The sequence below is a fragment of the Microbulbifer sp. TB1203 genome (assembly GCF_030997045.1).
GTDB lineage: Bacteria > Pseudomonadota > Gammaproteobacteria > Pseudomonadales > Cellvibrionaceae > Microbulbifer.
Window position 1 is genome coordinate 3284963 of sequence record NZ_CP116899.1, and the last position, 15502, is coordinate 3300464.

Annotated in this window: 2 protein-coding genes; both read right to left on the reverse strand. The window is 55.8% G+C overall.

Features of this window, described 5'->3' with window-relative positions:
* Window positions 1-7: 7 nt before the first annotated feature.
* Window positions 8-13564: a filamentous hemagglutinin N-terminal domain-containing protein gene (locus PP263_RS13820; RefSeq protein WP_308364143.1), complete on the reverse strand. Its 13557-nt coding sequence runs from the start codon at window positions 13562-13564 to the stop codon at window positions 8-10.
* A 136-nt stretch (window positions 13565-13700) separates the two neighbouring features.
* Window positions 13701-15359 (reverse strand): histidine kinase, encoded by a 1659-nt coding sequence (locus PP263_RS13825; RefSeq protein ID WP_308364145.1) that lies wholly within the window; start codon window positions 15357-15359, stop codon window positions 13701-13703.
* Window positions 15360-15502: the final 143 nt, after the last annotated feature.

Consider the following 15502-nt stretch of genomic DNA (forward strand, 5'->3'; position numbering starts at 1 on the left):
ATTCTCTTTACCGACCGCCAGATACCCGCGCGCCGTCAACCGAAGGCAAGTCTTCGCGCATGCGCTCCTCCAGGTCGTCCTCGTCTTCTTCCGCAGCAGGCCCGTAAACCGGATGCAGGCCGTCGGCGTTCAACGCCATTTCCGGTGCATTCACCACCTCCACACCGGCGCTGTACGGCGGCACGGCGGTGAAGATGCCCGGGTCTACTTGGGTGAAGTCTTCCACTGCATTCTGCACGGCAGACTTGAGGCCTTGGGCGGCCTGGGCACCGGCTATGGACTGCAGTTCGTCACCCCTGGCGCTGAACGCGGGGACCTGATTAATGAAGTCCGGCTGGAAGTAAGTGATGGAAACGATATCCACGGATTCGGTAACGTCCATGCGCAGCGGATTGATGGCGCTGCCGATTACAGACCACTGCTGCAGCTCGGAGCCGAGCTGCACGGTGCGCCCGGTGAGGTGGGTATCGCCGTAGGTTTCCGCGGTGAGGCTGCCGAAACGGGCACTGTCGATGGCGATAGTGCCGTTCCGACCCGCGTTGATCTCGTCGATCACCAAGTCTTGTTCGGCGACTACCACAATATCGATATCGCCACTGCCCTGAATGTTCAGCACTTCGACATCGGTGGTGATATCCACATCGCCGGCGGTGGTGAGATCCAGCCTTTTCGCCTGGGCGCCCCCGCCGATGGTCTGGTTGCCGATATTGACGATGTTCACATTGCCGCTGCCGTTGTAGTGCATACGCATATCGCTGCCGGTGAAGTGAAGGCCGGCGCTGTCGCCCAGGAAGAAATCAAAGGCCTGGTCGGTTTCCACGTTCAGGTTGTCACTGCCGTTCTCCACCAACTCGAAAGCGGAGAACTGGAAGCTACCAACGCTGAAGTCGTCACTACTGAAGATCCGCCAGGTTTTGTCGTCGATGCGCAGCTGGAATTCATCTTCGCCGCTGCCGCCGTCGAGTGCGACGCTCTGGCTGCTGTCGCTGTCCACCTGCAACAGGTCGTTGCCGTCGCCCAGGGACAAGCTCGCAATAGCAGTGCCGGTAAGCAGAACCGAATCGCTGCCGGCGCCGGTATCGAGGGTGGCCAGTTGCCCGCCGGAGAGGATGAACTGATCCACGCCGCTGCCGGCGAAAATCGATTCGAAGCCGCTGAACACCAGGGAAGCGCCTTCGCTGGTCACCAAGCCGCCGCCGGTGTCCAGGCTCCAGTTTGCGTCTATGTCCGCGGCGAAGAACGCATCGTTGCCACTGCCGGCCACGATGGACTCCAGATCCGCGAAAGCTACGCCACCGATGGTGGCGGAATTCAGGTTGTCGAATAGGTATTCACCATCAATATCCAGGCCTGCGTAGCTGCCGGCGCCGTTGACCTGTTCAAGGTTCTCAAACAGGACTTCCAGGCTGTTGATGGCGGCCACCGCGCCGCCTTCGACCAGGGCATCACCGCTGGCCACGGAGGTCCAACTCGCGCCCTCGGCATTGACGGTATCTCCGCCGCCCCCAGCGTCAACGCTTTCCACGCCGCCGAAGCGGATACTGGCAACGCTGATATCGCCGCTGCCAGCCAAGTCAAACTCATCGGCGCCGCCAGTGCCCTGCAGCGAGTCTCTGCCCGAGCCAGCCTCCACTTCGGCAATGCCTTCAAAGGCCATGCCGCTTACGCTGAGCGCCCCCTCGCCGTTGAGGGCGTAGTGTTCGGCGGTACCACTGCCCCGCAGGAGGGCATTTTCGGTAAAGACCCGATCCATGCCGGTGAAGCTGACACCGCCGGTGGAAACTTCACCTTCGGTGTTCTCGCCACCTGCAAGCTGCCACTCGCCAGCGCTGCTGGTAACTGCGTCGCCACCATCGGCACCGGCGCTTACGTTGCTGACGGAGGCGAACTCGATTGCGCGCACGGTCAGAGCGCCACCCTCCAGAACAAAGTCGTCGCTCCTGTTATTGGTGGCGGCATCAACGTTCAGGGCACTACCGCTGATCGTATCGACGTTGGCAAACTGAATGCCGGATGCTGAAGCGGAGCGATTGTCCGCACCAAGCACCCAGGTTTCACCGTCTATGGAAACCACACTGTTCGCGCCGCCCGCGGCGTCGACTAGGCTCACGGTATCGAACTGGATGCCCTTGGCGGTGACCTGATTGGCCGCGCTCACGGTAAATTGCTCGGCGGCAGCGGAACCGGTCAGTACGCCATTGCCGCCGCTGGCGACATCCAGGCCGGTGAAGGCCATTCCGGCGTGCCTGAGCGCCTTATCGCTTTCGTCCAGTTCCCAGCCGGATTCACCCAGGCCCTGCACGGTATCTTCGCCCCCGCCCGCAGCCACGGAAGTGACATCTTCGAAGCGGATATCGTAGCTGTCGAGTTCGCCGGTGGCGGCGATGGTGAAAGAGTCCGCACCGCCGGTTGCGCTGAGGGCGCCGGTGCCGCTGACCGTTTCGATATTACTGAAAGCAATCTCTCCGGCAGTGGCCGCCTTGCTGCCGGTTACGGCAACTGCGCCCAGGGCACTAACTGTATCTGCACCCACTCCGGTATTGGCGCTGACGAGGCCGCTGAATTGCTGCCCCGTGGCTTCCAGGCGCACGGCGTCGGCGGCAGTCATGGTGAAATGGTCATCCGCGTCGCTAGCGGTCAAGTCGGCGCCCACACCTTCATACATCTCGGTATTGCTGAAGAGGATGCCGTCGTGGGTAACCGCCCCATTACTGCTCAACTGGTAGCCGATGCCATTGCGGCCGACCACTCTGTCGCCACTGCCCGCTGCCGCGTCCAGGGTATCGATGCCGGAAATGGTGAGACCGTAAATCCTGAGGCTGCTGTCCGCGAGCAGGGTGAATTCGTCGTCAGCGACGGTGCCCTCAAGGTCTGCGGCGGTCAGGGTTTCGACACCGGTGAAGTTGATGCCGCTGGTGCTGAATGCCCCACTGCCGTCAGTGAGGGTAACGGTTTCCAGCGCGGCCAGATCATCGCCGCCCGCCTGAGCCTGCACTTCGGCCAAGTCGCTGAAGAAGCGCAAGCCGTCCACGGAAACCGATCCACTTGCGGTCACCGCATAATCAGAACTAGCAATGCCGCCCTGCAGGATACCGTTGCCACCTGAGAAGGATTCCACAGCGGAGAAGGTAATGCCCGCGTGTTCCACATCCAGACCGTTGTCCCGGAGCACCCAATCGCGGTTGGTAACGGCACTATTGACGGTGTCCCTGCTGCCGGTATCGGCGACGATGGACACATCGCGGAAATCAATACCGGCGGCCGTGAGTTTGTTCTCACCGGTCACAGAAATTGCATCCACGCCGCCGGAGGTGTTCAGTGTGGGAACGCTGGCACTGTCGATGCCGGTAAACAGCAGGTCGCCATCTTCCAACTGGTTGTTGGCATCGTTCAGGGAGAGTGTCGCGGTGTAGTCTTCGCCGAAGTTCAGGTCGCTGGTTCCCGCACGGGCGTTTACCTGAGCCATGCCGCTGGCGCGCATGCCCCAGACATCGACCACGCCCTCCGATATCAGGGTAAAGTTTTCCGTTACGCTGGCATCGTCTATGCCCAGAAGATTTGCATTGACGGTGATCAGTTCCTCCATGTTCAAGAAGGTGATGCCGTTATTCTCGGCCGAATGTTCACCCTTCAGGTACCAGTCGAAACCGTCGGCGCCGGTTACCCTGTCATTTCCGCCCAAGGCATCGATTGTGCCAAAGCTGTCAAAGGCGATACCACTGATCTTGACGCCGCCACTCTCGGTAACGCTGAATACATCATTGCCATCGGTGGCAGACACATCGAAACCACTGCCGGTACCAACTTCAATGTCAGAGAAGGTAATGTCGAAGACGGAAAGGGTCTCGTCCCCTGTAATCTGTGCATTGCCATTGGAGACCTGAACCGTATCCTCATCGTCGCTGGCATCGACGCTGCCAAGGCCAGTAAAGATCATATCGTAAATGGAAACTTCCACCTGGTCTCCGCTTTGGGACACATCGAAAGTATCCGCGCCGGCGGTACCGCGCAGATCGGTGGCCTTCACATTCGTCATGCCACTGAAAGTGAGGATTTCATCTTCGTTTGTCAGTGCATTCTTGGCGCCACTCAGCACCAGGGTGCCGCTGTAACCTTCGGCCGCGAGAGTATCGGTGCCGCCATTGCCATTTACAGAAGTGAGGCCGGTGAAAGTACGCCCGTCCACTTCCACTGATTCAACTTCCACGCCAGTGGAATAAGTGAAGGTCTCATTCCCAGTGGTGGCCACCAGCGCCGCCTTCAAACCTTCGAAGAACTGGACGCCGGTGAAGTTGATGCCGTCGTGCGTGACGGAACCATCGTCGTTCAACTGATAGCCTTGGGCAGTTCGGCCCGCCACGGTATCGCCGTCGCTGCCGGCATTCAGGGTGTCGATATCGGAAATGGTAAGACCGTAGATACTGAGCTTGCTGTCACCTTCCATCTGGAATTTGTCAGCATTCCCGGTTCCCACCAAGTCGGCGGCATTCAGGGAAACAATACCGGTAAAGTCGATATCGCTTGTGTGGAATGCGCCGTTGCTGTCTGTCAGGGAGACTTTATCAATGGTGGCCAGGCTATCCTCGCCCCCCTGAGCCTGCACCTCGCCCAAGCCGCTGAAGGAACGGATCTCGTCTACGGTCAGCGCGCCGCTGTCGGTGATTGTATAGCTGGAGCTGGCTGAGCCGCCCTGCAGGATGCCGTTGCCTCCGGAGAAGGATTCCACTCCGGAGAAGATGATGCCCGCGTGGGTAACGTTCAGGCTGTCATCTGCGAGAGACCACCCAAAGGCAGCGGCGGTGCTGCTCAGTGTGTCGCTGCCGCCGGTATCGGTAACTGAGGTGAGGTCGGTAAAGTCGATATCGGCAACGCTAAGGGCTCCCAGATCGGTAACATCAAAATCTTCTACGTCGCCAGAAGTCTGCAAGGACTCAACCTGAACACTATCGATACCGCTAAACACCAGGTCACCAGCAGTAACGGCCTTACTGCCGGACAGAGAGAGCCCGCCGTCATAAACCAGGGCATTCAGGCTATCGGTACCACCGCCCGCAACTACCCTGGTCATGCCTTCCACATCCATACCCAGGACATCGATATGACCGTTTTGCAACAGCACAAAGTCATCGCTTCCATCTTGCGAGTCGACCTGGGTGGTGCCCATCAGGCCGCCCTCGGCCGCTATCAGAAATTCTACGTTTTCAAAGGTGATGCCGTTGTTTTCGGCTTCCTTCCACCCCAACAAAGTCCAGTCTTTACCTGTAGCTCCGGTTACCGTGTCGTTCCCACCCAGGGCATTGATTGTGCCAAAGCTGTCAAAGACGATACCACTGATCCTGACACCGCCACTCTCGGTAACGTTGAATACATCATCACCATTGGTGGCAGAAACGTCGTAACCACTACCGGTACCAACTTCAATGTCGAAGAAGGTGATATCGAAAACGGAAACCGTCTCTTCTCCTGTAATCTGTGCGTTGCCATTGGAGATATTGACCGTATCGTTATCGTCACTAGCATCGACGTCGCTGAGGCCGGTAAAGGTCATATCGTAAATGGAAACTTCCACCTGGTCTCCGCTTTGGGACACGCCGAAAGTATCCGCGCCGACGGTACCGCGCAGATCGGTGGCCTTCACATTCGTCATGCCACTGAAAGTGAGGATTTCATCTTCGTTTGTCAGTGCATTCTTGGCGCCACTCAGCACCAGGGTGCCGCTGTAACCTTCGGCCGCGAGAGTATCGGTGCCGCCATTGCCATTTACAGAAGTGAGGCCGGTGAAAGTACGCCCGTCCACTTCCACTGATTCAACTTCCACGCCAGTGGAATAAGTGAAGGTCTCATTCCCAGTGGTGGCCACCAGCGCCGCCTTCAAACCTTCGAAGAACTGGACGCCGGTGAAGTTGATGCCGTCGTGCGTGACGGAACCATCGTCGTTCAACTGGTAGCCTTGGGCAGTTCGGCCCGCCACGGTATCGCCGTCGCTGCCGGCATCCAAGGTGTCGATACCGGAAATGGTGAGATCGTAGATACTGAGCTTACTATCACCTTCCATCTGGAATTTGTCAGCATTCCCGGTTCCCACCAAGTCGGCGGCATTCAGGGAAACAATACCGGTAAAGTCGATATCGCTTGTGTGGAATGCGCCGTTGCTGTCTGTCAGGGAGACTTTATCAATGGTGGCCAGGCTATCCTCGCCCCCCTGAGCCTGCACCTCGCCCAAGCCGCTGAAGGAACGGATCTCGTCTACGGTCAGCGCGCCGCTGTCGGTGATTGTATAGCTGGAGCTGGCTGAGCCGCCCTGCAGGATGCCGTTGCCTCCGGAGAAGAATTCCACTCCGGAGAAGATGATGCCCGCGTGGGTAACGTTCAGGCTGTCATCTGCGAGAGACCATCCAAAGGCAGCGGCGGTGCTGCTCAGTGTGTCGCTGCCGCCGGTATCGGTAACTGAGGTGAGGCCGCTAAAGTCGATATCGGCAATACTCAGGGCGCCCTGGCCGGTGACCTGTAAACTCTCCGGATCAGCGGTGGTCTCCAGAGCATTAACCTGAGCGCTATCGATGCCGGTAAATTCCAGGTCTCCGGCTTTAACCGCCTTGCTGTCGGACAGCGAGAGACCGTCGACGTAAGCCAGGGCATTCAGGCTATCGGCGCCGCCGCCCGCAACCACCCGGGTCATACCTTCCACATCCATACCCAGGACATCGATATGACCGTTTTGCAGCAGCGTGAAGTTATCGCTTCCATCTTGCAAGTCGACTTGCGTGGTGCCAAACAGGCCCCCACCCTCTACCGCAATCAGGAATTCTACGTTTTCAAAAGTGATGCCGTTGTTTTCAGCTGTCTCCCAGCCCAATAAAGTCCAATCTTGCCCTGTAAAGCCGGTTACTGTATCGTCCCCGCCCTTGGCATCAATAAAATCAAACCCTTCAAAACGAACCCCGTTGACTTCAACAGCGTCTTCCCCGACGACTGTCAACTCATCGTTCTGATCAGAGGTTATTACTTCGTAGTCACTACCGGTAACCCATTCGATACTGCTGAAATCAATCTGATCGAATACTCGCGCAGTTCCTGACCACCAATCCCATTCATAAGTTCCGCCGGTAACTTCGACTCTATCCCATTCAAAACCCGACCCCGCGTCGACTTCCGTCAGGCCGGTAAAGTTCATTTGATAAGAGGATGTAGTCAGTTCTCCATTTACAACGCGAACGTTGAAAACATCCGCATTTTCAGTCCCTTCCAAAGAAGTGGCGACCACATTTTCCATACCCGCAAACGCCAGTGTCTCATCCTTGGTTTTCAGCCCTTGGGGCTCACCCGTCAGGACGAGCCAATCACTGTAAGCGCCCGCATTCAGGTTGTCACCGCCTCCGCCATTCACGGAAGAAAGACCGGTAAACTTAATATCGTCCACTTGTACGGTTGTAGAACCATCATTGGTCAGGGTATAGGTTTCCAACGTTGCGGCATCACCGGTAAGAACCGAATCTTCCGCGCTCACCGAATACTTACCGACAAAAGTAATCCCGCTACTTTTTGCTTGGCCGGACGTACCATTCAGGGTCCAGCCGTCTCCCGCTACGCCAATCACAGTGTCGCCCTCACCGAGATCGCTGATAGTGGTGATGTCGGAGAAAGCAATATTGTTGGCCTTGACCTTATTCGTGTCCTGAATGATAAATTCGTCAGCGATGCCCGAGACCTGAATCGTGCCGTTGGTCACCTCCTCGATATCACTGAAGAGGATATCGAGGATCTTGGCTTCGCCATTCTTTCCGGTAAGGGTTGCTGCACTGGAAGTCTGCAGCGCTACGGTGTCCGTTACCTCACCACTGCCGCCATCGACGGAGGACAGGTTCTGGAAAGTCAGCCCGTGAACCTGGACATCCCCATTGTCCCGCAGGTCGAAAGTCTCCGCGCTGCCGGTGCGACCAACCAGGCCCGCACCGTCGGAGGCCGCAAAGGTACTCACGCCCGCCAAGGTGATGCCGTTGTTTTCTACCTCGCCGGCGGCTGCTTCCAGCAGCCAGTTTGCGCCCGCAGCGCCAGTGGCGCTGCCACCGGCTCCAGTCCCGGCATCCGTATATTCCAACCGGTCCAATCCATTGGCGGTAATGGCGTCAAAGGTCAGTATATTTGCACCAGCTACCTCAAAAGCGAGGCTATCCCCGGCGACTGTCAGTGTGTCATTTCCGTCGCCAGCGTTGATGGTCGAAACGCCTTTGAAGCGAATCGTAGCGTCTGCAAGGATACTTTTGGCATTGAGATCACCTGAAGAATCCAGGGAAAATAAATCGTTTCCACTGGTGCCGGCCAGGACATTGCTATCGGCAGTTTGAATACTGGTAAAGGCTAGATCCAGGCCGTTGGCCTTTACTTCGTAATCATTGACTGTGATCTCCAGGCCCGCGACATAAAGCAGCGCATCCAGATTGTCGTCACCATCGCCGCCGTTTACCGTTCTCAGGCTGCCATAAACAACATCACCCGCTATTACGCCGCCATCGGTATTGAGAGTGAAATTGTCCGCGCTATCGGTACCCGTCAAGGTACCGAACTTAGTATCTACAAATTCTATACCGGAAAATGAAATCCCGTTGTTCTCGACCGTGTCCAGTTCCCACTCAGAACCAGCAAGGCTGGTTACGGTATCGTTGTCACCAGTCGCTTCCTGAGCAACGACGCTGGTAACTCCGGAGAACTCAATGCCATTGGCCTCGACATTCGAAACCCCATCCAAAATCACAAAAGCATCGCTGCCAACTGTGCCATTGAGAGTGGAAGTGGTAACGGAAACCAGGCCCCTAAAGAGAATACCGTCATTGTACTTAACTGCGTTGGCATCGCCTGTCAGGGAGACAGCATCGGCTTCGAAACTGGAATTAGTAGCAGTAAAGTCCGTGATATCAACAAAGGAGATCTGGCTGCCGACCACATCGCCATTTTCATCGAATGTCCATTTGGTACCATCCAGGCCCGTAACTGTATCATCCGCATTACCATTCACTTTCAGAATATCGGAAAATTTGATTTCATTGGCCGCGACTTGATGAACACCCTCTATCACATAGGCATCGCCCATGCCCGATGACAGCAAGGTTCCGCCATCCACCTCATCTATATTTCTAAAAATTATGCCGCTGCTGTTGATCTGCTTAGCGGTATCAGTCAGGGTTACTTCGCCAATGGCCACAATCATGTCGGCCACACCGTCATTAGGCGAAACTCCACCATCGATCTCGTCAACGTTGGCGAAGCGGATGCTGTCGTCATCAGTCAAATTCCAATTGACAGCATTCTCTCCAGTAATCGTCAGTTTCTCAGCATGATTCACTGAACCTTCGATCTTGTAGCTGTACTGCACATTAGCTTCAGAAACAAAACCGGAGACATCTTCAATTCCCAGGAATTCAATACCCTTGCTGGATAAGGAATTATCCTCCGAGGAGATATTTACAGAGGCGGAAGTATCAGCCATGGAATTGACTATCAAGGAATTCCCCGTGGAAACTCCGACGTCAACCAATGACAACCCGTGAAAATCGATATCAGATACACTTAAGTCACCATCCTGAACACCGGTGGTAAACGCCAGGGAACCGGAATCAGCGTTCAGGGTGGAAGCGGTAACATCATTGATTCCCGAGAAGGTCCACTCAGTCAGCTCATCCGGTTTCACTTTGAGCTCGCGGATGGCACCCTCAAAAAAGACAGTATCTGCCGACAGGGAGCCATATCCAGCATCCAGAGACTCAAAGCTATTGGCTCCGGCGATTTTCATCCCGGCGATTTCCACGAAGACGGATTCACCTTCCTGTTTCACCTGGAAGTCATCGAATCCGGTGTTTGCCATGATATTGGAAACGCCATCAACGCCACCGACGAACTCCAGATCCTCGACGTTCTGGAAACTGACGTTGTTGTTTGTTGCTAAGTTGACTCCGGTTATGGTCCAGCTTTCGTCGGTCGCCCCTGTGACGATATCGCTACCGCCACCCGCCTCTACAGCTTCAACCCCCTTAAACAGGTGACTAACCTCTAAGGATGAATAATTTACATCACCATCGTCATTAAATGACCAAGTGGCATCAATATTATCCTCAACAACTATTTTCTTTGCGGAAAAGCTTTCTGTTCCACTAAAGGATATGCCGGATAGTTTTCCATTTGGCTCACTGGCATTTCCATTATCCACAGTGAGGCTGTCCGCTACCACATAGTCGCCATAAGCTGTTATATGGCCTTTGCCATCCACCTTTTTTATACCATTGAAGATGATACCGTGAACATCAACCCGGTTTGCGGCAAGGATATTGAACTCATCATCCTCCGATGTGCCATTCAGAGAGGGGTTACCAGTCGCAGTAGTACTGATTTCATCGATTCCGTTGAATCTTACCCCGTCGCCGGCGTCTACCTGGTTCCCGGCACCGTCCACCAGGTTCCATACAGCTTGGTCGCTACTCAGGGTGGAGCCATCACCGATACTCGCCTTTACTTCTGCGATATCGCTAAATTCAAGTCCATAGCTTGCTAGCCCCAGAACTCCGCCGTTATAGGTGAAGGAATCAGCGGTAGTATTTTTTGTTCCATCCACAATGGCATCTTTGGTGGTTACTTCGTCAATACCAGTGAATTCCAGGCTTGAATTTTCGCCGAGTACTGCTTTGACACTGCTATTAGCAGCCCCCAATTCCCAAGTAATACCCGCAACGGTATCTACAGTATTTTCAGCTCCTGCATCGCCATTAACAAAACCAACCCCGGAAAAGATGATGTTATTTGATTCCACTTTGTTATCACTATTGATAACAAAACTATTCGTACCAACACTGGCGCCATTCAATGTCCCGACGGCTACGTCATCTATTCCCGAAAACGCAATACCTGTGCCTTCAATATTGCTTGTTGAAACTTTATTGTCTCCAATGCCGTTTTCATCATTTTCAGAGAGCCACAGTGCGACCGAGGAATCAAGAGTATCATCGGCGTCGGCGGAGACGTTCTCCACCTCAGTGAAATCTATGTTTCCATCAGACAAGACGCCATCGCTATCTATCGTAAATTCATTCTTACCCGTGCTTCCGGCAAGATTGACCAGCTTCGCCTCACCAATATTGGAAAAGCTTATTCCTTCGGCCGCCAATTCATGGGCGGAATTTATCGTTACCAGGGAATCCTGGCCGCTGGCATCCAATACAAAATCTACATCCAGCTCACTTACGCTACTGGCGGAAGACAGGCCCTTGAATTTGTATCCGGCATAAGACAAGTAGGGAACATCCGCATCGAGATCCGCGTCATACTCCTTCCGAAGCTGGAAGGTCTTGTCCGTGGCGGAAGCGGTAAGACTGGAGCTATTTGCGATGAATTCTTCCGTGGACAGGAAGGTTAGGCCGTCGGCCTGTACTCCATCCACACCCACCAGCCAGCTTTCACCGGCAGTAGTATCATCACCGTCCCTGCCGATAATGGTGTCGGAACCGGATCCGGCATCTACGACCTCCACACTTTCAAACTGAATCTGGCTATTCAGGATAAATTTATTTGTATCATTGATCTCAAGAGTGTCAGCGGCATTGGACAAAGTGAATTTGTCCGAGCCCAGACCGCCTGTCACCGTGCTTATCGTATCCTCACCAGTAATACTCAGGTCGCCCAGTAAGTTGTCCGTGGAAACATCCAGTGAGGTAACACTTACAACTTCCCCGCCATCAACCTCAACTTCACTGCCAACAAAAAGCTCAAGGGCGCCTGCTTTTATGCTACCGTTATTGGTGATGGAATCCTTCAGGTAGACATCCAGATCAGCAACCGTAACGCTGGAACCGTCGGTGATCTTGAAATCGTTTGCGATTATGCGGAGACCGTCATCCGCACCGTTACCGCTAATATTTACGCCTTCTCCGGCATCTTCTCCTATCTGTACGGAGCCGGAAGCGTCCAAGGTTAATATCGCACTGTTACCGTTACCGTCGTTACCGTCACCTTTCCAGGCCAGACTCGCAGCGACCAGAATGCTGTCCAGGTCGGTATTATCTCCCTCTACCGGACTGCCATCGATTTCAGGGTGGGCGCCTTCGCTAACTTTTATCGTTAAGTCACTCCCACCACCAAGGGTACTGGTGATCGTCACGGTATCCAGGCAATTAGTAGCCGGGCAGTCCCCCTCCTTCTCAATCCGGAACCAACCGGGATCAATCAACCACTCCCCGGCCGCGCCACCGGCGTGCGCCCTGGCGGAAACGAACATATCGTCGTGGCCAAAGCTCAGCGTCCCCTTGCCGGAGGTTTCCACCAGGCCACCATCACCACCCAATTCACCGGATTCCGCGCGGATGCTGCCGGCGAAATAGGTGCTGTCGTCGGCCCAGACAACCACTTCACCACCGTCGCCCTGGCCCATGCCGCTGGCATCGATATCGGCTTCGGCCGTTACAGTGGTGTTTTTGGCATTGCGAATTTCACTGTCCTTGCCCTGGTAGCCGCCGCCGACCAATACCTCACCACCGCCGGCGCTGCCGCGGGCGTCGATACTGCCGCTGACACTGACCTCGCCTCCCAGCACATGGGCCCGGCCGCCAGCGCCGGTTTCTCCGCGCACGGCGATTTCACCGCTGTGCACGGCGCTGTCGCCCTCCACAACCACCAGGCCGCCAGTATTGCCCGAGACGTCCAGGACCCCGCTGTTCACCACAGAGGAACCGGAACCCGTCAGGCGAATGGTGCCACCACTGGTGTCGATACCCCGGGCACGCACCACGCCTTCGTTGTTTACCGCCGAGGTGAACAGGTCCCCGGAGACACTGGCCTCCATCAGCACCTTGATGCCGTCTATTTGGCCCTGGTTGAGTACGGCGGTGTCGATACCCAGGTCGTTCTCCATCACCTGCTTGGTGACCTGCACACCGATCAGGCCATCGGCATCGAAGGTCAGCACCGCCTCGTCGGCGGCGGCGAGGCTGACCATTTCCGCGCTGATCAGGGAACCCGGTGCATTGGTGATCTGCCTGCCCACCAACACCGCGCTGGCGGCGTTGATAACTCCCCGGTTGACCACCACACCGGCGCTGCCGCCTTCCGCCTTGAAGGCGAAATCGCCGTTCATAAAATCCGCCGGGTCCATATCCAGGCCGGCGGCGGTGATGGCGCCCACATTGACGGTAGCCGTCTCGGTAAACAGCACACCGCGGGGGTTGGCCAGGATCACATGGCCGTTGGACTCGATACGCCCGCGGATTTCACTGGCATTGCTGTCCAGAATGCGGTTCAGCACCACCGAAGAGGAGTCCGGCTGCAGGAATTTGACCAGTTCCTCCTCGCTGATATTGAAGGATTCCCAGTCAATGGAAAGCAGATCCGTTTCCTGGTTGATAATGGTGGCCAGGTCCTCAACCGTGATACCGCCCTCGCCGCCGGTAATGGTGCCGCCTTTGGGCCCGGCGAATGCCGCGGGGCTGATCGCCTGTCCGGCAATCATCCCCGCACAGGCCAAATGCCACACTTTGATTGCCGAAGTCAGTTTTTTCAGTTCACGGGTCATATTGTGTTTCTGCATGTCTGCACCTTGCGGCTGCTTCCCTGACTATGCGATCGCCAGGCGGTTGATCTTGGTTAAGTTCTTGAAAAATACACTTTGTATGCCGCTAAAGCGGCATCATTGAGTAATCCTGTAAGGTCTTCTTCACCGGACGTCAATAGAGGTACACGGCGCCGGCTTCACTCATGCTGTTATCCTCCTGGTCACCGTTCACGCCCTTAGCCTGACTGTCTTCTCTTCGCGCGCCTACTGCCAAAGTCCGGCCATCCCCGGAGAGGCCAAGACTGTGACCGAATCCATCTGCGGCATCGGTATTGGAGGCCTTTATATAATGCTCCTGGCGCCAATCTCCGTCCTCCTTGGAAAAAAGGTAAACAGCACCCGTAGACGCCAAACTGTTATCGGTCTGATCGCCGTCAATACCCTTTGCCGCGCTGTCATCGCCAATCGAAGAGACGGCCAGCCTGCTGCCATCGGCGGATATCGCCAGTTGCCTACCAAACTCGTCACTGGCATCCGTATTGGAAGCCTTCAGATAGGTCTTCTGCTCCCAGCTACCCTCGTTGCGCTCAAAAACATAGACGGCGCCGCTATCTTCCATGTCGTTACTGCTCTGATCGCCATTGACACCGGTCGCTTCGCCATCTTCACCCCTTGCGCCCACAGCCAGGGTACTGCCGTCCGCGGAAATCGCCAGTGACCAACCAAATAGATCACTCGAATCAATGTTGGAAGATTTCAAATAAGCCTGCTGTGCCCAACTATCCCCCCCGCGCGCGAATACGTAGACGGCACCAGTGAGAACGGCACCGGAGTTATCCTCTTGATCCCCATTTACCCCTGGAGACAGGCCCTGTTCCCGCTCGGCCGTCACCGCCAGAGTTTGGGCATCCCCAGATAAGGCAATTTGGGCCCCAAAATAGTCCTCTTCTTCTGTGTTGGAAGCCTTGATATAGAAGTTCTGCTGCCATTCGCCGCTGTCCTTGCTGAACAGGTAAACCGCGCCAGCGCCCAAAGCGTCGTCATTGTTTTGATCGCCGTCGATACCGGTCGCCGCACTACGCTCGTAGCTGGCCCCCACCGCCAGGATCTCCCCATCCGCGGACAGAGAAACACTCCAACCGAAACGATCCGCCACCCCGGCATTGGATGCCTTGACATAGGCCTGATGCTTCCACTCCTGCTCCTCATAAGCCAAAATATAGACAGCGCCACTTTTGCTGGCATCGGCATTATCCTGATCCCCATTGACACCTGTAGAGGCGCTATTCTCATATGGTGCACCCACGGCAAGGGTATTGCCGTCTGCGGAAAGGGAAAGAGAATAGCCAAACCCAAACCCGGCCCCCAATATACCTACATCAAACGCATTGGAGGACTTCAGGTAGGCCTGCTGTTGCCATGAGCCATCAACCATGCGGAATACATAGACGGCCCCGCGATCCCCACCTTCATTGTCATCCTGATCGCCATCCACCCCCGCCGCCGCGCTGTCTTCACGAGTTGCAGCCACTGCCAGGGTGGAACCATCCGCAGACAGGGCTAGAGCTGCGCCAAACCAATCGCCCGCCTCCGTATTGGACGCCTTGGAATAACCAACAGCCTCCGCCAGGTTGCCACTCACCGCCACACTGTCGGACTCGGTACAGCCATTTTCATTACAGGCCTCCAGGATATAACTGGCCGCCATTTTCTCAGGCAGGAATACGGTCAGGCCGTGCTCCGTTGCCCCGCCGTCGATGGTGGCGATAGCTTCGTAGCCGGTAGTTCCATCGGTATTTTCCAGCAGGTGGTATTCGTCCACGTTTTCCACGGCTTCCCAACTGAAGTGGAACGTCTTGGTCTGCCGGGGCTCCCAACTCAGCGCCGGGGCTTGCGGCGGCTCCGGCGGGGGCTCCACCTCGCCACCGGAAGAGGAGCTGCTGGAGCTGCTCGAGCTACTGGAACTGCTTGAGC

Coding starts and splice junctions, on each gene's coding strand:
- PP263_RS13820 (WP_308364143.1), bottom strand. CDS start 13,564: ATGCAGAAACACAATATGACCCGTGAACTGAAAAAACTGACTTCGGCA.